The 23,554-nt window shown below is 70.5% G+C and carries 20 protein-coding genes; 13 read left to right on the forward strand and 7 right to left on the reverse strand.

The window, feature by feature from the left end:
• The first annotated feature begins 14 nt into the window (after positions 1–14).
• Genes efeB through AFM16_RS11855 form a run of 3 tightly spaced genes read left to right on the forward strand, consistent with a single transcriptional unit; the run spans position 15 to position 3,123 of the window.
• Positions 15–1,262: an iron uptake transporter deferrochelatase/peroxidase subunit gene (gene efeB, locus AFM16_RS11845; protein ID WP_030794234.1), complete on the forward strand. Its 1,248-nt coding sequence runs from the start codon at positions 15–17 to the stop codon at positions 1,260–1,262.
• Positions 1,263–1,265: 3 nt separating this feature from the next.
• A complete protein-coding gene (gene efeU, locus AFM16_RS11850; protein WP_030794231.1) occupies positions 1,266–2,165 on the forward strand; it encodes an iron uptake transporter permease EfeU in 900 nt (299 codons plus the stop codon).
• On the forward strand, positions 2,098–3,123 hold the full coding sequence (locus tag AFM16_RS11855; RefSeq protein ID WP_078633268.1) for an SCO2278 family lipoprotein: 1,026 nt from the start codon (positions 2,098–2,100) through the stop codon (positions 3,121–3,123). Before efeU ends, AFM16_RS11855 begins: the two co-directional genes overlap by 68 nt.
• Positions 3,124–3,168: 45 nt before the next feature.
• Here the strand turns inward: AFM16_RS11855 and AFM16_RS11860 are convergent, their stop codons facing one another.
• The 3 genes from AFM16_RS11860 to AFM16_RS11870 form a co-directional block, all read right to left on the reverse strand.
• Entirely contained in the window at positions 3,169–3,966 is a 798-nt protein-coding gene (locus tag AFM16_RS11860; protein WP_078633269.1) for a bifunctional DNA primase/polymerase, read from the reverse strand.
• 157 nt (positions 3,967–4,123) lie between these two features.
• On the reverse strand, positions 4,124–4,735 hold the full coding sequence (locus AFM16_RS11865; protein ID WP_030794224.1) for a TetR/AcrR family transcriptional regulator: 612 nt from the start codon (positions 4,733–4,735) through the stop codon (positions 4,124–4,126).
• Positions 4,736–5,648: 913 nt separating this feature from the next.
• Positions 5,649–6,650, reverse strand: coding sequence for a Gfo/Idh/MocA family protein (locus AFM16_RS11870; protein WP_078633270.1), 1,002 nt, complete (start codon positions 6,648–6,650; stop codon positions 5,649–5,651).
• Positions 6,651–6,747: 97 nt separating this feature from the next.
• On the opposite strand from AFM16_RS11870, the gene AFM16_RS11875 reads away from it, so the two are divergent.
• The 6 genes from AFM16_RS11875 to AFM16_RS11900 all read left to right on the forward strand — a co-directional run bounded on the left by AFM16_RS11875 (position 6,748) and on the right by AFM16_RS11900 (position 13,727).
• Positions 6,748–8,067 carry a multidrug effflux MFS transporter gene (locus tag AFM16_RS11875; RefSeq protein ID WP_078633271.1) on the forward strand — a complete coding sequence of 440 codons (1,320 nt, stop codon included), beginning with the start codon at positions 6,748–6,750 and terminating at the stop codon, positions 8,065–8,067.
• On the forward strand, positions 8,022–9,188 hold the full coding sequence (locus AFM16_RS11880) for a serine hydrolase domain-containing protein (RefSeq protein ID WP_078633272.1): 1,167 nt from the start codon (positions 8,022–8,024) through the stop codon (positions 9,186–9,188). The genes AFM16_RS11875 and AFM16_RS11880 overlap by 46 nt, the downstream gene beginning before the upstream one ends.
• Before the next feature lie 67 nt (positions 9,189–9,255).
• Positions 9,256–10,248: a small ribosomal subunit Rsm22 family protein gene (locus AFM16_RS11885; RefSeq protein ID WP_078633273.1), complete on the forward strand. Its 993-nt coding sequence runs from the start codon at positions 9,256–9,258 to the stop codon at positions 10,246–10,248.
• Between the two features lie 29 nt (positions 10,249–10,277).
• A complete protein-coding gene (locus AFM16_RS11890) occupies positions 10,278–11,039 on the forward strand; it encodes an SDR family oxidoreductase (protein ID WP_078636908.1) in 762 nt (253 codons plus the stop codon).
• Between the two features lie 421 nt (positions 11,040–11,460).
• On the forward strand, positions 11,461–12,960 hold the full coding sequence (locus AFM16_RS11895; RefSeq protein ID WP_078633274.1) for an ABC transporter permease: 1,500 nt from the start codon (positions 11,461–11,463) through the stop codon (positions 12,958–12,960).
• 50 nt (positions 12,961–13,010) lie between these two features.
• Entirely contained in the window at positions 13,011–13,727 is a 717-nt protein-coding gene (locus tag AFM16_RS11900; RefSeq protein WP_078633275.1) for an ABC transporter ATP-binding protein, read from the forward strand.
• A 6-nt stretch (positions 13,728–13,733) separates the two neighbouring features.
• Here AFM16_RS11900 and AFM16_RS11905 read toward each other — a convergent pair whose 3' ends face one another.
• Positions 13,734–14,060: a hypothetical protein gene (locus AFM16_RS11905; protein ID WP_030794202.1), complete on the reverse strand. Its 327-nt coding sequence runs from the start codon at positions 14,058–14,060 to the stop codon at positions 13,734–13,736.
• Between the two features lie 126 nt (positions 14,061–14,186).
• On the opposite strand from AFM16_RS11905, the gene AFM16_RS11910 reads away from it, so the two are divergent.
• Together AFM16_RS11910 and AFM16_RS11915 are read left to right on the forward strand one after the other, a co-directional pair.
• Positions 14,187–14,729 (forward strand): DoxX family protein, encoded by a 543-nt coding sequence (locus AFM16_RS11910; RefSeq protein WP_030794199.1) that lies wholly within the window; start codon positions 14,187–14,189, stop codon positions 14,727–14,729.
• Between the two features lie 60 nt (positions 14,730–14,789).
• Positions 14,790–15,227 carry a MazG-like family protein gene (locus tag AFM16_RS11915; RefSeq protein ID WP_245177674.1) on the forward strand — a complete coding sequence of 146 codons (438 nt, stop codon included), beginning with the start codon at positions 14,790–14,792 and terminating at the stop codon, positions 15,225–15,227.
• Between the two features lie 120 nt (positions 15,228–15,347).
• Here AFM16_RS11915 and AFM16_RS11920 read toward each other — a convergent pair whose 3' ends face one another.
• The 3 genes from AFM16_RS11920 to brxD form a co-directional block, all read right to left on the reverse strand.
• Positions 15,348–16,475 (reverse strand): hypothetical protein, encoded by a 1,128-nt coding sequence (locus AFM16_RS11920; RefSeq protein WP_078633276.1) that lies wholly within the window; start codon positions 16,473–16,475, stop codon positions 15,348–15,350.
• A 296-nt stretch (positions 16,476–16,771) separates the two neighbouring features.
• Entirely contained in the window at positions 16,772–18,970 is a 2,199-nt protein-coding gene (locus tag AFM16_RS11925) for a DEAD/DEAH box helicase (protein ID WP_078633277.1), read from the reverse strand.
• A complete protein-coding gene (gene brxD / locus AFM16_RS11930; protein WP_078633278.1) occupies positions 18,970–20,319 on the reverse strand; it encodes a BREX system ATP-binding protein BrxD in 1,350 nt (449 codons plus the stop codon). Before brxD ends, AFM16_RS11925 begins: the two co-directional genes overlap by 1 nt.
• Positions 20,320–20,454: 135 nt before the next feature.
• Here brxD and AFM16_RS11935 point away from each other — a divergent pair, with 135 nt between their 5' ends.
• On the forward strand, positions 20,455–22,272 hold the full coding sequence (locus AFM16_RS11935; protein WP_078633279.1) for a DUF262 domain-containing protein: 1,818 nt from the start codon (positions 20,455–20,457) through the stop codon (positions 22,270–22,272).
• Positions 22,269–23,315, forward strand: coding sequence for a CBS domain-containing protein (locus AFM16_RS11940; RefSeq protein WP_078633280.1), 1,047 nt, complete (start codon positions 22,269–22,271; stop codon positions 23,313–23,315). The genes AFM16_RS11935 and AFM16_RS11940 overlap by 4 nt, the downstream gene beginning before the upstream one ends.
• Positions 23,316–23,554: the final 239 nt, after the last annotated feature.

The raw sequence follows: 23,554 nt of genomic DNA on the forward strand, positions 1-23,554 counted from the left end.
GAGGGATGAGCGACATGACGCAGAGTCAGGGCGACGGGCCGTCGCGGCGGGCGCTGATCGGCTGGGGCGGTGCCGGGCTCGCGCTCGGTGCCGCCGCGGCGGGCGGCGCGGTCGCGGTGACCCGCGGCGGCGAGGACTCCGGTCCCCCGGACGCCGGGGCGGGCGCCGCCGTCGCCTTCCACGGCCCGCACCAGGCCGGGATCGCCACCCCGGTCCAGGACCGGCTGCACTTCGCCGCGTTCGACGTGACGACCACCGATCGCGCCGAGTTCGTACGGCTGTTGAAGGACTGGACGGACGCGGCCCGGCGGATGACGGCCGGAAAGGCCGTCGGAGAGGGCGCGTTCGGCGGTCTGCCCGAGGCCCCGCCGGACGACACCGGCGAGGCGCTCGGTCTCAAGCCGTCCCGGCTGACGCTGACGGTGGGCTTCGGACCGTCCCTGTTCCGGAAGTTCGGGCTCGACGCGCGGCGGCCGGACGCGCTGATCGACCTGCCCCGGTTCGCCGGGGACGCGCTCGACGCGACCCGCTCCGACGGCGATCTGTGCGTCCAGGCGTGCGCGGACGATCCGCAGGTCGCCGTGCACGCGATCCGCAACCTGGCCCGGATCGGCATGGGCAAGGTCGTCATCCGCTGGTCGCAGCTCGGCTTCGGCAAGACCTCGTCCACGACGCCCGACGCGCAGACCCCCCGCAATCTCATGGGCTTCAAGGACGGCACCCGCAACATCGCGGGCACCGAGACCGGCCGGCTGGAGAAGTTCGTGTGGGTCGGCGAGAAGGACGGCCCGGCGTGGATGACCGGCGGCTCGTACCTGGTCGCCCGGCGGATCCGGATGCACATCGAGACCTGGGACCGCACCTCGCTCCAGGAGCAGGAGGACATCTTCGGCCGGGACAAGGGCGAAGGCGCCCCGGTCGGCAAGGCGAAGGAACGCGACGAGCCGTTCCTGAAGGCCATGCTGCCCGACGCGCACGTCCGGCTCGCCCACCCCGACTCCAACGGCGGCGCCACCCTCCTGCGGCGCGGCTACTCCTTCACCGACGGCACCGACGGCCTCGGCAGGCTGGAGGCGGGCCTGTTCTTCCTGGCCTACCAGCGCGATGTGCGCGAGGGGTTCGTGCGCGTGCAGCGCAACCTCGCCACCGACGCGCTCAACGAGTACATCCAGCACGTGGGTTCGGCGGTCTTCGCGATCCCGCCCGGCGTCCGCGACCAGGACGACTGGTGGGGCCGGACGCTGTTCTCCGAGGAGGCGTAGCCCGTGTTCTCCAACTACCTGATCGGACTGCGGGAGGGCCTGGAGGCCTCGCTCGTCGTCTGCATCCTCATCGCCTATCTGGTCAAGACCGACCGCAGGGACGCCCTGGGGCCCGTGTGGGGCGGTATCGCCATCGCGGTGCTGCTCGCGCTGGGCTTCGGCTCCGTCCTCGAATTCGGCTCCCAGGAACTGACGTTCAAGGCCCAGGAGGCGCTCGGCGGCTCGCTGTCGATCCTCGCGGTCGGCCTGGTGACGTGGATGGTGTTCTGGATGCGGCGCACCGCCCGGCATCTGAAGTCCGAGCTGCACGGCAGGCTCGACGCGGCCCTCGCGATGGGCACCGGCGCACTGGTGGCCACCGCCTTCCTCGCCGTCGGCCGGGAGGGGCTGGAGACCGCCCTGTTCGTGTGGGCGTCCGTGCACGCGGCCGGCGACGGCACCCCGCGCCCGCTGATCGGCGTGGCGCTCGGCCTCGCGACGGCGGTGCTGCTGGGCTGGCTGTTCTACCGCGGCGCCCTGCGGATCAACCTGGCGAAGTTCTTCACCTGGACGGGCGGCATGCTCGTCGTCGTGGCCGCGGGCGTGCTGGCGTACGGCGTCCACGACCTCCAGGAGGCCGACTGGGTGCCGGGGCTGACGGACAAGGCGTTCGACGTCAGCGGCACGATCCCGCCCGACAGTTGGTACGGGACGCTCCTCAAGGGCGTGTTCAACTTCCAGCCCGACCCGACCGTCGTCCAGGTCACGGTGTGGCTGCTGTACCTGGTCCCGACACTCGCCCTGTTCCTCGCCCCGGTAGGGTTCGGCTCCGGGAAGGGGAAGGTGAAGACACCTGATGAGGCACGTGGAGACGCATCCGGGGAGCAGGGGGCGGCGCGGCCCTCGGACACTCCGCGGCCGTGACCGGGGCGCGCTGCTGGCCGTCTCGGCGGCCGCCGTCCTGTCGTTGACGGCGAGCGGGTGCGTGGTGGTCCACGGGGAGCGCGAGGTGCTGCCCTCGGCGACCCGGGCCGAGGCGGCGAAGGCGCTGGAGCAGTTCACCGCCGCGTACAACGAGGCGGACGCGGCGTACGACGGTTCGCTCGACGCCGAGCACACCACCGGTGCCCTCGGGGCGATCGACGCGGCGCGGCTGAAGGCCGGGAAGGCCAACAACCCCGGCGGCAACCCCCAGCACACCCCGCTGGTGCTGTCGGACGTGACGTACACGATCCCGAAGAAGGCGGGCTGGCCGCGCTGGTTCGTCGCCGACGCCAAGTCCAACAAGGGCGGTTCGGCGCGCTGGGTGCTGGTCTTCACCCGCGACGACCTGTCCGAGCCGTGGCAGGCGGCGTATCTGACGCTGGTGGCGCCGGGCGCGCTGCCGGAGTTCTCCGAGGACGCCGACGGCTGGGCGCGGGACGTGCCCGCCGACGCCCCCGAACTCGCCGTTCCCCCGCGGGACATGAGCAAGGAGTACGCCACCTATCTCAAGTCCGGCGGCGACACGTTCAAGGACGGCGCGTACACCACGACGCTGCGGACCACCCGGGCGAAGAACTCCACGAAGCCGGGGCTGGTGCAGCAGTACATCGACGAGTCGCTGACCGACGGCGACTTCGCGCCGCTGGCGCTGCGCACGGCGGACGGCGGGGCGCTGGTGTTCTTCTCCACGCACCACTACGTCAAGCAGACGGCCGCGGCGGGGGCGTCGGTGCCGGCCCCGAACCAGAGCGTGCGGGCGCTGACGACCGGGGAGATCAAGCAGTCGCTGACGATGGAGTTCGTCGCGAACGGCATCGCGCTGGACCCGGCGACGGTGGGCGGCAAGGTGACGGTCCTGAGCCGGCTCGAAGGGCTCACGGGCGCGAAGGGCGAGTAGCGGGTCCCTGTGGCCAGCGGGTCCCTGTGGCTGTGACCCGGCCCCTCAGCGGCGGCTGGGCCAGGCGGGACCGGTGGCGTGGTCCTGGTCGTGCCCCTGCTCGGCCGCGTGCCGCGCGCAGGCGTCGGTGAGGGACTCCAGGAGGGTCAGGGGCTCGGGGAAGGGGTGCTCGGGGCCGCGTACCCAGCGCACCTGGCGGTCGCCGTCGCCGCCGGGGAGCCGGGCCGGGGGGACGAGGACGTAGGAGCCCCGGCAGTGCCAGCGCAGGCCGGGATGCTCGTCCATGGTCTCGGGGTGGCAGTCCAGCTCGCAGGGCCACCACTCGTCCTCGTCCTCGGGGGTGCCCCGGGTGAGGGTGAAGAACAGCATGCGGCCGTCGTCGCTCTCGGCGACCGGGCCGACCTCGACACCGGCGGCGAGGAGCCGCTCCAGGGCCTCACGGCCGGCCTCCAGCGGCACGTCCAGGACGTCGTGGGTCATGCCGGTCGCGGTGATGAAGTTGGCCCCCGGCTGGTGGCGGGCCCAGCGCTCGATCTGGGCGCGGTCGGTGGTGGACTGCGTCTGCCAGGCGAACGACACCGGGTGCCGGGCGGGGGTCGGACAGCCGACCCGGTCGCAGGAGCAGCCGTAGCCGGCGGCCGGGTGGGCGGCGGGCGCCAGCGGCAGTCCGGCCTCGGCGGCGGCGAGGAGCAGGGTCACGCGGTCGTCCTCGGCGGTGGGTCCGGCCGGGTCGCCGCCGCGCAGCCACCGGGTGAGTCTGCCGCGCAGACCACCGGGACCGGTCGGGCCGCCATGGCCGCTCGGGCCGCTCGGGTCTTTCGGGCCGCCGAACTCCGCGCTCATCTGTCCCCTCGGTCCCCTCTTGTCCCTCGTCCCGCCGTCATGCGGCCAGCATGCCTCATCGTCCCACCTTCCTGCGCATCGGGGGTGGGGAGCACCCAATCGGGGCAGGTGGGACGGAACACTCAGGCGGGACGAGGCCGGGCCGGGTCGGGTCGGGTCACCGAGGAGCCAGCCCGTACAGCGCGTAGTCGACGAGGGTGTCGGTGTACTCGTAGGAGATCGGCCCGGTGTGCTGGAGCCAGCGCTGGGCGAGCGGGGAGATGAAGAACTCCAGGGCGATCCGCGGATCGATGCCGGCGCGGACCTGGCCGGCCTCCTGGGCAGCGCGCAGCCGGTCGACGTAGAGCTGGATGTTCGGTTCCATGAGCGCGGCGGTGAATCTGCGTCCGGCCTCGGCGTCGACCACGCCCTCGGCGGCCAGGGCCCGCGCGGGCGCGTCGAACCGCGGGTCCGTCATCTGGTCGACGGTGGCCCGCAGCACGCCCTTGATGTCGGCGGCGAGGTCCCCGGTGTCCGGGATCGCGTACGGCTCCGCCGCGGGCGCGGCGGCGAGATCGAGGAACGCCTCCAGCAGGACGTCGGCCTTGGACCCCCACCACCGGTAGATGGTCTGCTTCCCGACCCCGGCCCGCGCGGCGATCCCCTCGATGGTGGTCCGCGGATACCCCACCTCCCCCACGAGAGCGAGCGCGGCGTCGTAGATCGCACGCCGTGACCTCTCACTACGACGCGCGGTATCGGGGGCGGCCTTGGCCGGCTTGGTGACCATAGGAGGACGGTACCAAGCGAATGAGACGGGGCGTCTCGCGTGGGGTGGCTGTCCGGGCGGTGGGGTGCGATGTCGCGCGCGATGCGTTGCCTGGCGTGCGAGGCGTGTCGCGGGGTCTCGCGGAGGCGGCGCCTCGGGCGGAGCTGGGGGGGGCGGGGCTCGCAGGCCGGTCCGGCGGGCGTGGGCAAGCCGGCCGCGGGGGGCTGACTCGGGGCTCGCGTGGGTCGGGCGACCCCGGGTGAGCACGGCGGGCCTGGCACGCCGCAGGCCCGTTCGGCAGGGCGGGCAGACCGGCGGCGACGCGGGGTCCGGCTCAGCAGGGCGAAACAGCCGACGCGGGCTCGGGCTGGTCCGGCAGGCGGAGGCGGTCCGCGGGCTCGGGGCGGCCCAGGTGCGCTCGGGTGAGAAGGCTGGTGGGCGGGGGCGCGCGCACCGCTTCGGCGGGACGGGCAAGCCGCCGCGGCGCTATCCCGGCTCGCCAGGTCGAAGCCTTGACGAAGGCTCGGGCCGGACCGGCAGGTCGAAGGCGGTCCGCAGGCTCGGGGGGAGGGCGCCGACCCGGGTGGATCGGGTGATCCCGGGTGAGCGCGACCGGGCACGCGGCAGGCGCCCGGCCGCAGGCCGGTGCGGCGAGGCGGGCCGTTGTGGCGGGGCGGGCCGTTGTGGCGGGGCGGGCCGTTGTGGCGGGGCGGGCCGTTGTGGCGGGGCGGGACGAACCAGCCGCTACGCAGGGCCGGTTCGGCGGAGAGAAGCAGGCGACGGGGTCGGGCCGGGCCGGAAGGATTGAGTGAGCTCAGGTCCGCTCGCCTGCCCCCGGGGCCCAGGTCGGATCGGCCCCCGACAGGCTCGGTTGGGCGGGGCTCGGCAGGCAGGCTCAGGTGAAGCCGGGCTGCTCCGCGGCGCCCGCCTGACCTCAGGTCGGTTCGCCCGGGTAGTGGACGCCGGTCTGGTGGCGGGCCGTGTCGAGGGTGCGCATGACGGCGAGGGTGCCGTTCAGGGGGACGAGGCGGGACTCCGTCTCGCCGGCGCGGAGGGCTCGCATGACCTCGTGGGCCTCGTGGCGCAGGGTGGTGCGGGGGCCGTCGGCCGGGTCGGCGGTGAACTCTTCGGGGTCGTGGCCGGTGCGGTGCAGGACGAAGCGGTCGGGGTGGAAGAACCCGGCCGGGATGTCGATACGGCCGCGGGAGCCGGTCACGGAGGCCGTGGTGCCCGTGCCGCCGGTCACCGAGCAGTGCAGGGCGGCCAGCGCGCCGGAGTCCCAGGACAGGGCGAGCGCGGTCTGGAGGTCGACACCCTCGGCGGAGAGCACGGCCTGCGCGGAGATCCGGTCGGGCTCGCCGAGCAGCAGATGGGCGAAGGACACCGGGTAGACGCCCAGGTCGAGGAGGGCGCCGCCGCCCTGCGCCGGGTCGCGCAGGCGGTGCGAGGGCGGGAAGGGGCCCTCCAGACCGAAGTCGGCCTGGACGGTGCGGACGTCGCCGATGGCGCCGTCGTCGATCAGGGACTTGAGGCGACGGACGACCGGGTTGCAGTACATCCACATCGCCTCCATCAGGAAGCGGCCCTCCTGCCGGGCCAGCGCGACGAGTTCCTCGGCCTCGCGCACGTTCAGCGTGAACGGCTTCTCGCACAGCACGCCCCGCCCGGCCTTCAGACAGAGCCCGGCGGCGGCCCGGTGCGCGGAGTGCGGGGTGGCGACGTAGACGACATCGATGTCCGGGTCCTCGGCCAGCGCCTCCCAGCCGCCGTACGCGCGGGGTATCCCGAACCGCTCGGCGAACGCCCGCGCGGAGGTCTCGGTGCGCGAGGCGACCGCGACGACCTCCGCGTCCGGCAGGTCGACCAGGTCCGCCGTGAACGCGGCGGCGATCCCGCCGGTCGCCAGGATCCCCCACCGCACCGTGTCCGTCGTCATGTCCCGCCCGTCCTCCCGCCCGTACCAGCACCCTGTCCGAGCTGAGAGCATAGGTGCCGCTGATGTCGGAGAGGGAGAGAGAGGGAGGGGCGAGCGGATGCCCGAGGGCGGTGGGGTGATACCCGAGGCGACCGGTACGGCCGGTACGGCCGGTGCGAGCGACGCGACCCGCGCCGCCGTGGCACCGCCCGCGCGTGCCGTACGCCGGACGGGGCTGCTGGTCACCCTGATCCTCGGCGGCCTGACCGCCACTCCCCCGCTGTCGATGGACATGTACCTCCCGGCGCTCCCCGAGGTCACCCGCCATCTGCACGCCCCCGCCGCGACCGTCCAGCTCACCCTGACCGCCTGTCTGGCCGGGATGGCGCTGGGCCAGCTCGTGGTGGGCCCGCTGAGCGACCGGTGGGGGCGCAGACGGCCGCTGCTCGCCGGGCTGCTGGTGTACGTCCTGGCGACCGCCCTGTGCGCCCTCGCCCCGACCGTCGAGCTGCTCGTCGCGTGCCGGCTGGTGCAGGGCCTCGCGGGCGCGGCGGGCATCGTGATCGCGCGGGCCGTCGTCCGTGATCTCTACGACGGTGTGGCGATGGCCCGCTTCTTCTCCACGCTGATGCTGATCTCCGGCGTCGCGCCCGTCGTGGCCCCGCTGATCGGCGCGCAGATCCTTCGGGCGACGGACTGGCGGGGCGTGTTCGTGGTGCTCACGGCGGTGGGGCTGGCGCTGGCCGCCCTGGTGTGGGCGCGGCTGCCGGAGACCCTGGACGCCGGGGAGCGGCACGCGGGCGGGTTCGGCGAGACGCTGCGCGCGATGCGCCGCCTGCTGTCCGACGCCCGGTTCACCGGGTACATGCTGACCGGCGGCTTCTCCTTCGCGGCGCTCTTCGCGTACATCTCGGCCTCGCCGTTCGTGGTGCAGGAGATCTACGGCGCCTCCCCGCAGACGTTCGGCCTGCTGTTCGCCGCGAACTCGGTCGGGCTGGTCGTGGTCGGGCAGATCAACGGCAAGGTGCTGGTGGGCCGGGTCCGCCTGGACCGGGTGCTGGCGGCGGGCCTGACCGTGGTGACGCTGGCCGCGGCGGCACTGCTGCTGATGTCGGCGGGGGTGTTCGGCGAGGTGGGGCTGGCGCCGGTGGCGGTCGCGCTGTTCGTGCTGATGTCCGCGATGGGCGTGACGCTGCCCAACGCGCAGACGCTCGCCCTGATGCGGGTGCGGCACTCGGCCGGGTCCGCGTCCGCGCTCCTCGGGACGTCGTCGTTCCTCGTCGGCGCGATCGCCTCGCCGCTCGTCGGGATCGCCGGGGAGCACACCGCCGTGCCGATGGCCGTGGTCCAACTGGTGGCCGCACTGGTGGCGCTGGCCTTCTTCGTGGTTATGTGCCGTCCCTGGACAGCGTCGGGGGCGGAAGGAGCAGGGAACTGAGCGCACCGAAACTACGGGTCGACACCCCGGAACGGGCCGGGCTCGACCCCGAGGAAATGCGCCTCCTGGTGCGCGACGTGACGGACCTGACGACCGGCGACCGGCCCTGGGCGCCGGGCGCCGTGGTGGTGGCCGGGCGCGGCCCGGTGATCGCCGTGCGCGAGGCGGTGGGCTGGGCCGTGCGGTATTCGGCCTACGACCCGGAGGCCGACGCCGGTGTGGAGCTGCCGAAGGAGGAGTGGGTGCCGATGACCGTCGACACCCCGTTCGACCTGGCCTCCCTCACCAAGCTGTTCACGTCGGTCGCGGCGGTGCAGCAGATCGAGCGCGGCACGCTCGGCATCGACGCGCGGATCGGCGCGTATCTGCCGGACTTCCGGGCCGCGGCCGCCGCCGGCATCACCGTACGGCAGCTCCTGACCCACACCTCCGGACTCCGCCCCGAGCTGCCCCTCTACACGTACGCGGACGACACGGAACGCCTGGACGCGCTGCGCGCGGAGGCACCGGAGTCCGCCCCGGGCACCTACCGGTACTCGGACCTGAACATGCTCCTGCTCCAGCAGCTCCTGGAACGCCTCACGGGCCGCACCCTGGACGTCCTGGTGCACGACGGCATCACCCGGCCGCTCGGCATGACGGCCACCGACTTCGGCCCCTGCCCCGGCGCGGCGGCCACCGAGGACCAGCGGCGGCCGTGGGCCAAGGCGGACCGGGGGATGCTGCGGGGCGAGGTGCACGACGAGAACGCCTGGGCACTGGGCGGCGTCGCCGGGCACGCGGGCCTGTTCTCCACCGGCCGCGACCTCGCGGTGTTCTGCCGCACCCTGCTCGCCGGCGGCTCCTACGGCCCCGCCCGCATCCTCGGCCCCGACTTCGTGGAACTCCTCCTGACGGCCCCGGGCCTGGGCTTCGCGGTGGACCAGCCGTGGTTCATGGGCGAGCTGGCGGGCGAGGGCGCGGCAGGCCACACGGGCTTCACGGGAACATCCCTGGTCCTCGACCCGGCCACGGACACCTTCCTGATCCTCCTGGCCAACACGGTCCACCCGGTCCGCAGGGCCCCGGACAGCGCCCCGCGGGCGTTGGCGGGGACTCGGGTGGCCATGGGGGTGCGGTGAGGGGTGCGTCGGAGGGCGGTGCCGCCGTCGGCGTCGAGCCGGGGTGCGGGCCTCGTAAAATCGCCAGGTGAACGTCTCCGTATCCGCCGCCGAGATCCTCCGTGCCGCCCTGGCGGAGTTGCTCGACGGGCTGCCGTCGCGGCAGGCCGCGCAGGCTGTCGAGCGGCTCATCGCCAACTACCGGGGGGCGACGCCGACCGACGCCCCGATCCTGCGCGACCGCGCCGACGTGGCCGCGTACGCCGCGTACCGGATGCCGGCGACCTTCGAGGCGGTGCGGGCGGCGCTGGAGGCGTTCGCGGACGCGGTGCCGGAGTGGACGCCGGGCAGCCATGTGGACGTGGGCGGCGGGACCGGCGCGGCGACCTGGGCGGCCGGCGCGACCTGGCCGGGGACGCGCCCCGTGACGGTCCTGGACTGGGCGGAACCCGCGCTGGCCCTGGGCCGTGAGATCGCCGCCGCGAACCCGGCCCTGGCGGACGTCCGCTGGCAGCGGGCCCGGATCGGCTCGGCCCTGGCCCTGGAGAGCACCGACCTCGTCACCGTCTCCTACGTGCTCAACGAACTCGCCGCCCCCGACCGCGCCGCCCTCGTCGACACGGCGGCGGCCGCAGCCCGGGCCGTGGTGATCGTGGAGCCCGGTACCCCGGACGGCTACGCCCGGATCATCGAGGCCCGCGACCGGCTGATCGCGGCCGGCTTCCGAATCGCCGCGCCCTGTCCGCACAGCGCGGCCTGCCCGATCGTGCCCGGCACGGACTGGTGCCACTTCTCGGCGCGGGTCAGCCGTTCGTCCCTGCACCGGCAGGTCAAGGGCGGCTCCCTGCCGTACGAGGACGAGAAGTTCTCCTACGTCGCCGCCGCCCGCTTCCCCGTCTCCCCCGCCGCGTCCCGCGTCGTGCGGCGGCCGCAGATCCGCAAGGGGCAGGTCCTGCTCGACCTGTGCGAGGCCGGCGAACGGCTGGAGCGGACGACGGTGACGAAGAAGCACGGCCTGCTGTACCGGGCCGCCCGGGACGCGGACTGGGGCGACGCCTGGCCACCGCCGGACACCATGTGAAGACCGGCGTCGGTTCTACGCTGCGGCCCATGGATGCCTTGAGGACAACGAAGGTCGCGGTCGTCACCGGCGCGGGTTCCGGCATCGGCCGCGCCGTGGCCGCCGAACTGCTGCGCACGGGCTGGTCGGTGGCGCTCGCGGGCCGGCGCACCGGGCCCCTGGAGGAGACGGCCGCGACCGCGCCCGAGGACGCGTGTCTCGTCGTACGGACGGACGTCTCACGGCCCGACGACGTCACCGCGCTCTTCACCGCCGTACGCGACCGGTTCGGGCGGCTGGACCTGCTGTTCAACAACGCCGGGACGTTCGGACCCGGCGGCGTGCCCTTCGAGGAACTCCCCTACGACGCCTGGCGGCACGTGGTGGACACCAACCTCAACGGCGCGTTCCTGTGCGCGCAGGCGGCGTTCCGGCAGATGAAGGAGCAGGACCCGCGCGGCGGACGCATCATCAACAACGGCTCCGTCTCCGCCCACACGCCCCGCCCGCACTCGGCGCCGTACACCGCGACCAAGCACGCCCTGACCGGCCTCACCAAGGCCCTCTCCCTGGACGGGCGGCCGTACGGCATCGCGGTCGGGCAGATCGACATCGGCAACGCGGCCACCGGGATGACGGCCGGGATGCGGACCGGCGCGCTCCAGGCCAACGGCGAGATCGCCCCGGAACCGGTGATGGACGTCGCCGATGTGGCGCGCACGGTACGGCACATGGCGGAGCTGCCGTTGGAGGCGAACGTGCAGTTCGCGACGGTGCTGGCGACGGGGATGCCGTACGTCGGCCGGGGCTAGCCGGACCCGTCCCGCGCCCACAGGTCGTCAACTGCTCAACCTGCACAACCGGAATTTTCCCATCCGCACCATTGCAGCCGGTAGCGGACTTATGCTCAACTCTCTCCACAAGAACTTCACACTTGGAGTGGAAGCGCCCGCTCAGCCCCGCTGAACGGACCACCGGGCCACCGGACCACACCGAGGGGGGAGGGGCAGCCGTCCCACGGCACCGGGTGGGGGTGGACCTCGCCGGGACCGCAAGGAACCGCGGGGTACGCACCGGGACCGTGGGACGGCTGCCGCACACCACACCGGCGCATCCGCGCACCGGCGTTCACATTCTCAGTTCGCGCACATCCCTTACCCAGTCCCGTTCAAAGGTTCATCCCTAGTTTTGGGCCGCGCCCACAGCGGGCGCCAAGAACCTTCGAGGAACGGGATGTTTGGCATCTATCTCAAGCGCGAGCTGGGCCGGCGCAAGAAGGCGGCCCTGGTCATCGCACTGGGTCTGGCGCTCGGTATCGCCCTGGTCATCACCGTCAACTCGGTGTCGGCCGGCATGACACAGGCGCAGGACAAGGTCCTCCAGTCGCTGTACGGCCTCGGCACCGACATGACCGTGACCAAGGCCCGCACGGCCCCCACGGGCGACAGCTCCGGCGGCCCGAGGTTCGAGTTCGACGCCTCCGCGGAGGACGACGACACCGAGCAGAGTTCGGACCGGGTGATGACCCAGGGCGGCCAGACCCTCAAGTCCTCGCTGGTGACACAGGTCGGCGCGCAGAAGGGCGTGGCGAACGCGGTCGGCGCCCTCACCCTCAACGTCACCAAGGTCGACGGCTCCTTCACCCAGGGCCGCGCGGAAAGCTCCACCAGCGGAAGCGGCAGCGGAAGCGGCAACGGCGACAGCGGCCAGGGCGGCGGCCCCGGCGGAGGCGGCTCCTCCGCACCCCCGCAGGTGCAGGGCGGCGGCGCCTCCTTCGACGTGAACTCGTACTCCGTCGCCGGCGTCGACGTCACCGACCAGGACCTCGGCCCGCTGGCCGGCTCGAAGATCACCTCCGGTGAGACCTTCACCTCCGCGCAAACCAACGCGAAGGTCGCGGTCGTCTCCACGTCGTACGCCAAGGAGAACGAGTACAAGGTCGGCTCGACCCTGAAGATCTCCGGCACCAAGTACAAGGTCATCGGCATCGCGACGCCCGACAGCAGCGAGTCCACCACCGACGTCTACCTGCCGCTGAAGCAGGCGCAGACCCTCGCCGACGCCAAGAACAAGGTCACCACGATCTACGTCAAGGCGACCGACTCCCAGCAGATCGACACCGTCAAGGCGACCATCCAGAACAACATCTCCGGTACGACGGTGACGACCTCCGCCGACCTCGCCGAGACCGTCTCCGGCTCCCTGTCCACCGCCTCCAACCTCGCCACCAGCGTTGGCAAGTGGCTGTCGGTCGCCGTGCTCGCCGCCGCGTTCCTGGTGGCCGCGCTGCTCACCTCCTCCGCGGTGTCCCGCCGGGTGCGCGAGTTCGGCACGCTGAAGGCGCTGGGCTGGCCGAGCCGCCGGGTGACCCGGCAGGTCGTCGGCGAGTCCATGGTCAACGGCCTGCTCGGCGGCGCCCTCGGCATCGCCCTCGGCCTGGCGGCCGCCTACACGGTGACCGCGATCAGCCCCACCCTCACGGCCCAGCTCGGCAACACCGGCGGCGGTGGCGGGGGCGGCATGGGCGGCGGTCCCGGCGGGGGCGGCGGTCCGGGCGGCGGCGGCCGGTCGACGTCCGGCGCCATGGAGATCGCCCTCTCCGCGCCGGTCTCCGTCACCACCATCGCCCTCGCGGTCGGCCTCGCGGTGGCCGGCGGGCTGATCGCCGGTGCGATGGGCGGCTGGCGGGCGTCCCGGATGCGCCCGGCGGACGCGCTGCGCAGCGTGTCGTAACACCTCGCCTGCCCCGCGTCTTTTTACCTCACCTCTCCACGGAGTCCCCTATGTACAGACTGACCGGCGTCACCAAGCGCTACACGCGCGGCAAGGAGACCGTCGAGGCGCTGCGCGGCGTCGACCTGACCATCGAGGACGGTGACCAGCTCGTCATCCAGGGCCCCACCGGCGGCGGCAAGTCGACCCTGCTCCAGATGATCGGCGGCCTGGACCGCCCCACCGAGGGCAGCGTCGAGCTGGACGGCGTCGATCTGGCCCGGATCGGCGAGGCGAGGCTGACCCGGCTGCGCGCCGAGAAGATCGGCATCATCTTCCAGTCGTTCAACCTCATCCCGACGCTCACCGCGCAGGAGAACGTCGAGACCGCCCTCGTCCCGCTCGGCGTGAAGCCGACGGAACGGCGCGAGCGGGCGGCGGAGGCGCTGCGCTCGGTGGGCCTGGGCGAGCGCCTGGGCCACGCCCCCGCCGAACTCTCCGGCGGCCAGCAGCAGCGCGTCGCGATCGCCCGCGCGCTGGTGAAGAAGCCGAAGGTGCTCCTCGCCGACGAGCCCACCGGCAACCTCGACGAGGGCACCCGGGACGACATCATGGCCCTGCTGGAGGGCCTGTGGCACGAGTACCGGCTGACGTTCGTCATGGTCACGCACGACTCGTCGATCGCCCGGCGGGCGCCGCGGCTGGCCACCATCGAGGCGGGCCGGATCACCCTGACCGAGCAGGGGCGGCAGCCGTACGCGGAGTACGGCGCCGCCCGGCACCACTGACGGTGGCTACGCCTGCCCGGTCTCGAACCGGGAGATGTGCCCGTCGTCCGTGATGTCGAAGTGCCACCGGGTCCGCATCTCGCCCCAGGTGTCGTTGCGGTAGTCCACGACCAGGTCGCGGCCGGCGTTGGACTCCTTGACGACGTCCATGTGGCCCCGGGAGGCGAAGATCTCCCGGTCGATCCACTGGTCGAGGTCACGGTCGGAACCGTCGTCCGACATGGTCGCGTCCGGCGTCAGCAGCTCCTTGAAGCCGCTCTCGTCATGGGCGTTGACGGCACTGACGAAGGCCCGGACGGCCGGGTCGGTGAGTTTTCCGGTCTGGATCGTCATACGGGCCAGCGTCACACCGCGCCCCGGCGCCCGCCACCCGAACGGCGCCCAGAAGGGGCTGGTCCGGTGTGGGGAGTGGGACGGTGGGGACACGTGGGGGGTCCGTACCTCTGCCAGGGAGTCACCGTGACCTGTTACGACCGACGTGATCTGGGCCTGCTGCTGCTCCGGCTGGGCGCCGGGGGTGTCCTGGCCGCGCACGGCGCACAGAAGCTGTTCGGCTGGTTCGGCGGACACGGTCTGGAGGGGACCGGCCAGTTCATGGAGTCCGTCGGCTACGCCCCCGGCAAGGCCAGCGCCACCGCGGCGGGCCTCGCGGAGGCGGGCGGCGGCGTCCTGCTGGCGCTGGGCCTGGCGACCCCGGCGGCGGGCGCGGCGGCGGCCGGCGCGATGGCGGGCGCCTCCGCGGTCCACGCCCCGAACGGCTTCTTCAACCAGGGCGGCGGCTACGAGTACGCCGCCACCCTGGGCCTGACCGCCGCCGGCCTCGCCATCACGGGCCCGGGCCGCCTCTCCCTCGACCACGCCCTCGGCCACACGGTCAACCAGAACTGGATGGTCCCGACCGCCCTCGGCGTGACGGCGGCGGTCACGGCGACGGTGGTGGGCATGCGGAACAGGAGGCTCCGGAAGCGGGAGGAGGGGGAGCAGGAGGCGTTGTTCGACTGAGGGTGGGCGGGACGTAGGCGACAAGGGGAGGTGTCAGTCGGTCATGGCAGGCTGCGCCCCATGACCGCCACCCCTGACACCCACCTCTGGCTCACGATCGACGCCCTGTGGACCTGGCTGGAGTCCGACCAGCCGGTCTCCGGCCGCGAGGGCCTGCTGCTGCGCGTGCTGAAACTGTCGGAGGAGGTCGGCGAGGTCGCCCAGGCGATCATCGGCGCCACCGGCCAGAACCCCCGCAAGGGCACGACCCACACCTGGGACGACGTCCAGTCCGAACTCTGCGACACGGCGATCACGGCGCTGGTGGCTCTCCGCACCCTGACGCCGGAACCGGAGCGGGTGTTCGCGGAGCATTTGGCGAGGGTGGCGGAACGCTCGCTGGGCGGAGCCGAAACGGTGCGGTCACCAACGGAGACAACCTCCGCGAGGCCTAGATCACCCAAGTCTGTTGCCGAACTTGAGGGTTGTCGTCCGCGGGAAGCTCGTGCCGGGCTGTGAGCACAGCCCGGCTGTCGACCACCCCGATAGTGGCCTGCTCATGTCGACGGATTTCGAGCGCGCTTGCGTAATGGCGCCCATCCGGCCACTGCATCCCCAACCATGTGTCCCCGATACAGCTCACTGGGCAGGTTCGGGCATCGGCAATGGATCTGCCTGCCGGGAAGCCGATGCCGAGGGTTGCATGAAGGCGTCGAGCACAGTCACCCCGAACGGGCGTATGAGAGGTATGCCGGCCAAGGCCAGCCCGATAACGATCGGTTGGGTGATCTCACCTGCAGCCCCAGTCATACCGAGTGCGACAGACACGGCGACAAGCACACACACGAAAAGGAGCGGAACGAGCACAAGAGCTTTCGAGGAGGGGATGTCCGTCACGTCGGGAACAGCGTCCGGCACATGGCCGAGTCTATCGGTGTCGATCACGCGGAAGTCGATGATCTGCGCTCGCGGACGACTGCTGTACTTGACGATGTTGCTGATGAGCAGGAACAGTTCACGCTCGTGAGCTTGCCGTTCTTCGCCTTCAGCATGGCCATGGACCAGGGCAGCACGGTAACGCAGGGCACGTACGACAGTTGCGGTCTCCTGCATCATGGTGATCCGGCTACCCGGGACAGCCTTGGCCGATTGCCTGTATGCGCGGCGTACTAGGGCCGTACAGAGCTGCTCGATCAACTCGCTCTGCCAGACAACAGGAGTCAATTTGGCAGGCCCCTTTCCGGCACGCGTGGTAAAGGATTCCGCGACACCCACCGCGGCAACGGAGACCGCACCTGCTGAATCGGCATTGCGGACGGCCCAGATGTCAATGCAGGTCAGCGTGGCCGACACATAGACAAACGTGAGGTATACGCAGATCGCCCAGAGCGACGAGGTACGCCAGGTCAAGGGGCTGACGACGAGGGCCAGCGCAACGGTGGCAAGCATGCCGGGTGCAGCCAAGAAGAGCCGACTGAGACGCGCCCAGGTGGCGTGCGCTTGCACCTGGTCCACCAAGAATTTCCTAGCCCATACCTCCAGATCCGAGTGGGCGTCCAACCGAGAGTTGAACGAGTCAGTGATTGCATCGAGGCGTTTTTCAGCGGTGCGTCGTCCGAATCCTTTCAACAGAGGCACCTGCCCGAAGCGCCTGCCCGGTATCCGTGTGCCGCTCACCCAGGGAAAGTAGTAGCCAATCAGCGTGGGCGGCGTGATGAGAAACCAGAGGTTGAAGACCAACCGCAAGTAGGTGTGTTTTATGTCCATGGGAGCATGGTGGCAGTAGGCGCTGACACCATTCACGCGGCAGGCTTGCGCGGGCCTCCTGTCTTACCGGCGAGGACCAGCCCTCCGAGCTCTGACCAACCGCACAATATGCACGGCCGCAGGAGGTTCGCAGTCGGGGAACGCCGCACGTCAACCGACAGAGCCGCTCCAGGGCATCACGCGCGAGAGCCTCGAATCTGGACGGCTCAGCCTGAGGTGTTCCTAGCTGCCCAAGATTGGGCTGGAGCAGGCCTAGCACGCCTCCACCCCAGATGCGTGGCCAAGTCCCGACCCACTCAGGAGCCGTCGTACTGAAAGCGCGTCGGCTCGCCGAGTACCGAGCGGGCGCCCTCGAAGTCGGCCAAGCGCGACGCCACTGTGGCCACTGCGAGGCGTTCTGGGAGCGCGGCGGAGAACTTCAGGCCGCGTACGGCCCGGCGATCGACATCAGGCAGGACGAGGTTCGCGCCGACGCTCGCACGGGCCGCCCGCCAGTCGGCCGGGGTGAGGTTCTCGCGCAGGCGCAGCCAGCTGTCGGTGGGCCGCTGCAGGGGGTCGGTGACCGACTGGAGGGTCGCCGCCAGCGTGGCGTTGGCGCGGTAACCGGCCCAGGTCCACCAACGGACGTCGGAGCCGACGCGCGTGATCAGTGTGCCACCCGGGTGGACAGTGCCGGGTGCGTCGGTTTCGCGCTGTTCGGCCAGACACGCCTCCGCACGCCGCGTGAGGGAGACCGGCGGGGCCGCGCCCAGCAGCACCTCGCGCATGGCACGCGTCAGGGTGTGCGAAAGACCGGCGACGCCGCCGTTCATCCACTTGGCGATGCCACCACCGTCGGCCGGCTCGACAAAGACGCGTTTGCGCAGCCAGTCGATGTATGTGACCTGCCAACTGCGTCCGCCGAGAAGCAGCCTCCTGGGACCTGGGCGTTCCTCTGTGAGCACGCTCGGATCGGTACGGCCGATCTCCATACGTCCGGACAGGACGGTGAACTGCGGAGGTGCAGTGAAGGAGGCGGTGAGTTCGATGAAGTGCCTTTTGCCGAAGCGGCGTTCCGCCTCAGGGCCGACGAACAGCATCCCGCCGTCGCACTCCAGGAAGCCCTCCTCCGTGAGGAAGCGCAGGATGGGTGCAGCCGACTTGTCGAAGGGGGCGAGTCCGTTCCATTGCCGGTCCCACAACTGGTCACCGAGCTTGTGTTGTTGCAGGGTGACGGCGAGTAGTTGCTGGGCCACCAGGTGACGAGGCTCGGGTGGGGGGACGACTGGTTCCACCCAGCTGCGCGACCACAGCAGCAGCAACCCTGCCGCCTGGAGCAGGGCGTCCTTGCGGGTGGTCAGGAACAGGCAGTTTCGTACCGTGCCGTGCCGCCGCCCGGTGCGTCCGATGCGTTGAAGGAACGAGGCGACGGTGGCCGGTGAGTCGATCTGAATGACGCGGTCCAGGTCACCGACGTCAATGCCGAGCTCGAGGGTTGACGTGGAGACGATGACACAGTCGCGCGCTTCGGCGAACGCCCGCTCGGAGCGGGTGCGTTCATCGACCGAGAGCGAGGCGTGGGACAGGAAGACAGTGACCTCGCGCGCCCGAAGCGCCGCGCCCAACTCCTCGACCTGGCGGCGCGAATCGCAGAAGACGAGCCGCTTCTCTCCCCTGTGCAGCGCCGCAATGAGTTTGGCCGCGTTGTCGAGGGAGCCGACGTAGTCGAGTTCCACTTCACCCGCAGGCATGTGGGACGGCTCAGGACTCGCTCTGTCTCCGTGGGGAGCAGGCAGGTGTACTCCAACTCCCGGAGCAATGACCTGCCCTGTGCGACTGCCGACGCCCGCGCCCTGCAGCCAGTGCAGCAACTCGGCAGGGTTGCCGACGGTCGCCGAGAGTCCGACGCGCTGTATGGGCCGACCGGTGACCCGCTCCAACCGTTCCAGCACAGCCAGCAGGTGCCATCCCCGGTCATCCCCGGCGAACGCGTGCACTTCGTCGACGACGACGGCCCGCACGCTTCCCAACAGGCGGGCGTGGTCGGTCTTGACACCGATCAGCATCGCTTCGAGCGACTCGGGCGTGGTCAGCAGGATGTCCGGCGCTTCGGTCCGGATGCGCTGCCGTTGCGATTCCTTGGTGTCACCGTGCCAGAGCGCTGCGCTCCGCCCCAGCCACTGGGCGTAGGAGTCGACGCGGCCGACGAGGTTGTTGAGCAGCGCCTTGAGCGGGCACAGGTACAGCACGGATGTGCCGACCCACTTCTGCTCAGTCATCGCCGACAACAGGGGGAAGCAAGCCGCCTCGGTCTTGCCGCCAGCCGTCGGAGCCAGCAGGACGGCGTCCTGTCCGTCCATGAGTGGGGCAATCGCGGCGCGTTGGAGAGGACGCAGATCAGGCCAGCCGAGAGTGTTGACGATGTGGTGCAGGACGACAGGGTCGAGCCGATCGAGTGCGTCGGTGCTCTCGCCACCCGGTTGGTCCTGCCCTGCCGGAGATCCCGCGTTCGCCATCAGAACTCCAGGTCGATGTCGTCGGCGGACACAGCTCCCCCGGAGGCAGCAGCGGCCAAATTCCGCTCGACATCAGTGAGTTCGCTGCTGGCAACAGTGAGTCGATAGTGCTGCCGAGGGTCGAAGTCGTCGAACTGGTCCACACGGTCGAGCACGTCCCCGACGAGCTTTTTCAGGAACAGCCGAGGAGCGACCCCGACCTTCCCACCCAGCGCCCCGCCGACAGCCAGCGCGAGGTCCGCGACATACGCGTCGTCGACGACGTCCCGCACCCGCCCGGGCGCCTCTGCGCCATCGGCATACAGGTCACGGATGGTGATGCCGAGTCCGACCAGCGACTTCTGATCGAAGCCAGGGAGCCTGATCTGCACGGCGCGAGGGTTGTCAAAGCGCGGGTCGGTGGTGAAATCGGTGGCCAGCCGCTGAGCAAGCGGAGCGAGACGCTGCACGCCCTGTTGACCGTCGTAGAAGGCCGGCGTGCCTGTGATGACCAGGTAGAGACCGGGGAAACGGCCGGAGTGCACCTCGTCGATGAGCTGCCGCAACGCGTTGAGTGCCTTGTCACGGGCGTCCGACCTGACCCGCTGCAGTGTCTCCACCTCGTCGAGGACGACAAACAGTCCGGTGTGCCCCGAGTCGCGCAGCACGGTGAGGAGCCCCTGCAAGAAGCCAAGGGCACCGAAGTGGTCAAGGTCGCCGCGTACCCCGGCGGCCCGGCGAGCGGAGGCCGCAACGTGCGGCTGGCCTCCGAGCCACGCCAGAACGGCAGCGGCGGTCGCCTCGTCACCCTCCTTGAGGGCCGCCCGATAGCCGCGTAGCGCGGTGGCGAAGGACGGAGCGTGACGAGAGACCTCGGCGAGCCGTGCGACGAGCAACTTCTCTACCTTGCCCGGAAGCTCATCCTCGGTCGCGCCGGCAGCGAGGGCGTCTTCCTCCAAAGCGTAGAACCAGGCGTCGACCACGGGCCGTAGCGCACTGGGTGGGAAGCTGGAGGTGGTGAGCCGCTCGGTGAGCCGTCGGTAGACCGTCTCCAGCCGGTGCAGCGGGGTCTCGTTCTCCGAGACCTGAATCTCGGCAACGGCGAAGTTGCGGCGCTTCACCCGCTCCCCCAGCCAGCGGGTGAAGAACGTCTTGCCGGACCCGTATTCGCCTCGCACGGCCTTGAACACGGAACCGCCGGACGCCACGGCGTCCAGCTCCGCGTCCAGGGCCGCCTCAAAGCGGTCGAGTCCGGTGGCCAGCAGGTCAAGCCCGCTGTCGGGCACGGCACCGCGACGCAGCGCGTCAATGACCGTACGCCGGCGGGCGGCGCTCACCTGTGCGGGGCGCTGGGAACCGGTGGTGCTCACAAGGACCAGTCTTCCATTCGACAGGCGCGCTCGTACGGGCGAGCCCTCGTAGTTCGTTGAATCGGTTGACGGTCACCCGGAGGCACTGCTGGAATCACTCTCCGTACAAACAGCGAGGTGGAGAGTAGGACAAACGTGGCGGCACTCGACAATGTGAAGCTGAAGGACGTACTCGCGGATGTGTCGTCCGGCTCCCTACAGTTGCCTGACTTCCAGCGAAACTGGAAATGGGACGACGACCGTATCCGCGCGATCATCGCGACGGTCACGCTGGACTATCCGCTCGGTGTGGTGATGACACTGCAGACAGGCGGCGCCACCCGGTTCCGTTCCCGGACGCTCACCGGGGCACGTCCTGACGGGGACCCGTCCGCGGACCTCCTGCTGCTGGACGGACAGCAGCGCCTGACCTCCTTGTTCCAGGCCCTGTGGTTGGACGCACCCGTGGAAACGGCAGATGCCCGCGGCAAGCCCATCGAACGGTGGTACTACGTCGACATCGCGAAAGCCGTCGGCCCGTCCGCGGACCGCGATGAGGCCATCCTGTCCGTCCCGGCGGACAAAGTCCTTCGCACCGACTTCAACCGCACGGTGGTGCTGGACCTGAGCACCACGGAGAACGAGTGCGCGGCTGGTCTCTTCCCTCTGCACCTCGTGTTCGACGCCCAGCGTGTAAACCAGTGGATGATGGCGTACGTCAAGACGGACGAGGACCGGAACTGGGACCTGTGGGGCCAGTTCGACGAGTCGGTCCTCCAACAGGTTCGCGCCTTCCAGGTCCCGATGATCCGGCTGGCGGCCGCCACCTCCATGGACGCCGTCTGCGCGGTCTTCGAGCGTGTCAACACGGGCGGGGTGCCCCTGAACGTCTTCGAACTGCTCACCGCGACCTACGCCGGGGACCGCGAGTACGTGGAACGCACCGGGGACTACTACCAACTCCCGCAAGTGTGGCGGGAGATCAAGCAGGGACTGGCCGGCAAGTTCCCGGTCTTCGGCCGTTTGGACAGCGGCATCGAGAACGGCCTGAGCAGCATCGACTTCCTGCAGGCCATCGCCCTGGTGCGCACCTGGGAACGGAAGCAGGCAGGCACCGGGGCAACGGTGTCGTGCAAGCGTCGGGATCTGCTCGACCTCCCGTTGGCCGATTTCGTCCGCCTGGCGCCGAAACTCGCCGACGCCTTCGCCTGGGTGGGCGACTTCCTGGAACGGCAATGCATCGTCCGCCCGAACGACCTGCCGTACAAGACGCAACTCGTCCCGCTCGCAGCCGTCCGCGCCATTCTCGACACGGCGTTGGACAGCCTGGAGGCGGAGGAGAAGACCGAGCAGTGGTACTGGTGCGGAGTTCTCGGTGAGATGTACGGCGGCTCCACCGAAACCCGCTTCACCCGGGACGTCGAGCAGTTCGTTCCCTGGATCGCGCAGGACGAACGGGCGCCCGACACTGTCACGGACGCGTTCTTCTTCACCGACCGCCTCGACAGTCTCACCACTCGCAACAGCGCTGCCTACAAGGGCATTTATGCCCTGCTGATCAAGCAGGGGGCGGTGGACTGGCACCACACGGACTCCCCACTCAGCCCTGGCAGGTTGGACGAGTACGGCGTAGACGTCCGGCAGATCTTCCCCAAGACCTGGTTCCGGCGAGGCAGCAGCAACGGCCTGCCCACGAACTCCATCGTGAACAAGACCCCCTTGTCCTACCGGGCGGCGATGGACATGACCGGGGCTCCGGCGTCGTACCTGACCACGATGGTTGCCGCCTCCGACATGCGTCCCGAGTGGTTCGACGACGTACTCGCCACTCACCTCTTGGATCCGGAAGCGCTCCGCGGCAACGACTACGAACGGTTCTACAACGACCGCTCCAGGCAGTTGCAGGACCTCGTGCATGCTGCTATGGGCAAGCGGACCATGCTCCGTGACCTCACGGAGGGCGACGCACGATGACGACCGCACCCACTGGGCAGGACCTCGCCGCGCTCAAGGGCAGAACCGTGCCCGTGCAGGACATCCTCGATCTGTTCCAGGTCAGGGTCCGCGATCACCGGACGGTGCACCGCATCTCGCAGGCACTCACGGATGCCGGGCTGACGACACTGCCGGACTTCGCCGTCTGCGGCCAGCGCAGCAATGTCGACGTGGTACCGCTGGCGTCCATCCCCGCACAGGCCGCCCCCGCCGACGCGGAGGAGGACGAGACGGAAGAGGCACTGCCGTCGGCCGCCCTTCCGCAGCGGCTGCTGCTCGGGGACATTCCGTCAGCGCGGCGTGGTCTGGTGTCCGTCGGTCCCGGTACTCCCCTCGCGCAGACCACGTTTCTGATGCGTACGAAGGGCGTCTCGCAGGTCCCGGTGACCACCGGCATGGCGCAGATCCATGGAGTGGTCACCTGGGGGTCCGTAGCCAAGATGTACGAGGCCGGCAAGCAGCCGACTCTGGACAACGCGATGGAGAAGGACTCCCTGCCGGTTGCGGACACCCGCCAGGAGTTCTTCTCCGCCCTGCCGGTCATCCGCGAACACGGCTACCTCCTGGTCCGCGGCGACGACGGCTGTCTCTCCGGCCTCGTCACTGCCGCGGACGTCACGGAACGCTTCGAGGGCGCCGCACGGCCCTTCTTCATCGTCGGGGAGATCGAGTCCCTGCTGCGGCGCTGCCTGGGCGCGGCACTGGACCGGGAGACCATCAAGGCCGTGCAGACGAACAAGAGGGCTGAGGACCGCACCGGCCAGGTCTCCGACCTCATGTTCGGCGACTATCTGAGACTCCTGGACGGTAACCAGACCAAAACAGCGATGGCCGAACGCGCCAACGCAAACTGGGAAGCTCTGAAGTGGCCCAACATGCCCAGGGAACAGTTCATCGGCCGTCTGAAACGAGTGAAGGACATCCGCAACCGGATCGCCCACTTCGACGAGAAGCCGCTTCCGCAGGAGATGACCGACGAGCTGACGACGTTCGCGAAACTGTTGCGAGCGTTCGTGTCGTAGGGGATGCGTGAGGGCGCTGGAACGGGATCGCCGAAACTGCGACAGATAGCCGGGAACGGCTTTGCTGTGTAAGCGAGTTGGGGGATACTGTTGTGTACCCCTGAGCTTCTGGAGGAACCTCCTTGACGTTCTCGCTGCATGCGGACCAATCAGCGACCAGCTGGTTGCGGGCTCCATAGTGCCTGTGCACGCAGCGCTGGAGGCATGACTGACCTCGGTCGGGCATGCCCGTTTCCAGC

The sequence above is a fragment of the Streptomyces antibioticus genome, from assembly GCF_002019855.1.
In the GTDB taxonomy this organism is placed as follows: Bacteria; Actinomycetota; Actinomycetes; order Streptomycetales; family Streptomycetaceae; genus Streptomyces; species Streptomyces antibioticus_B.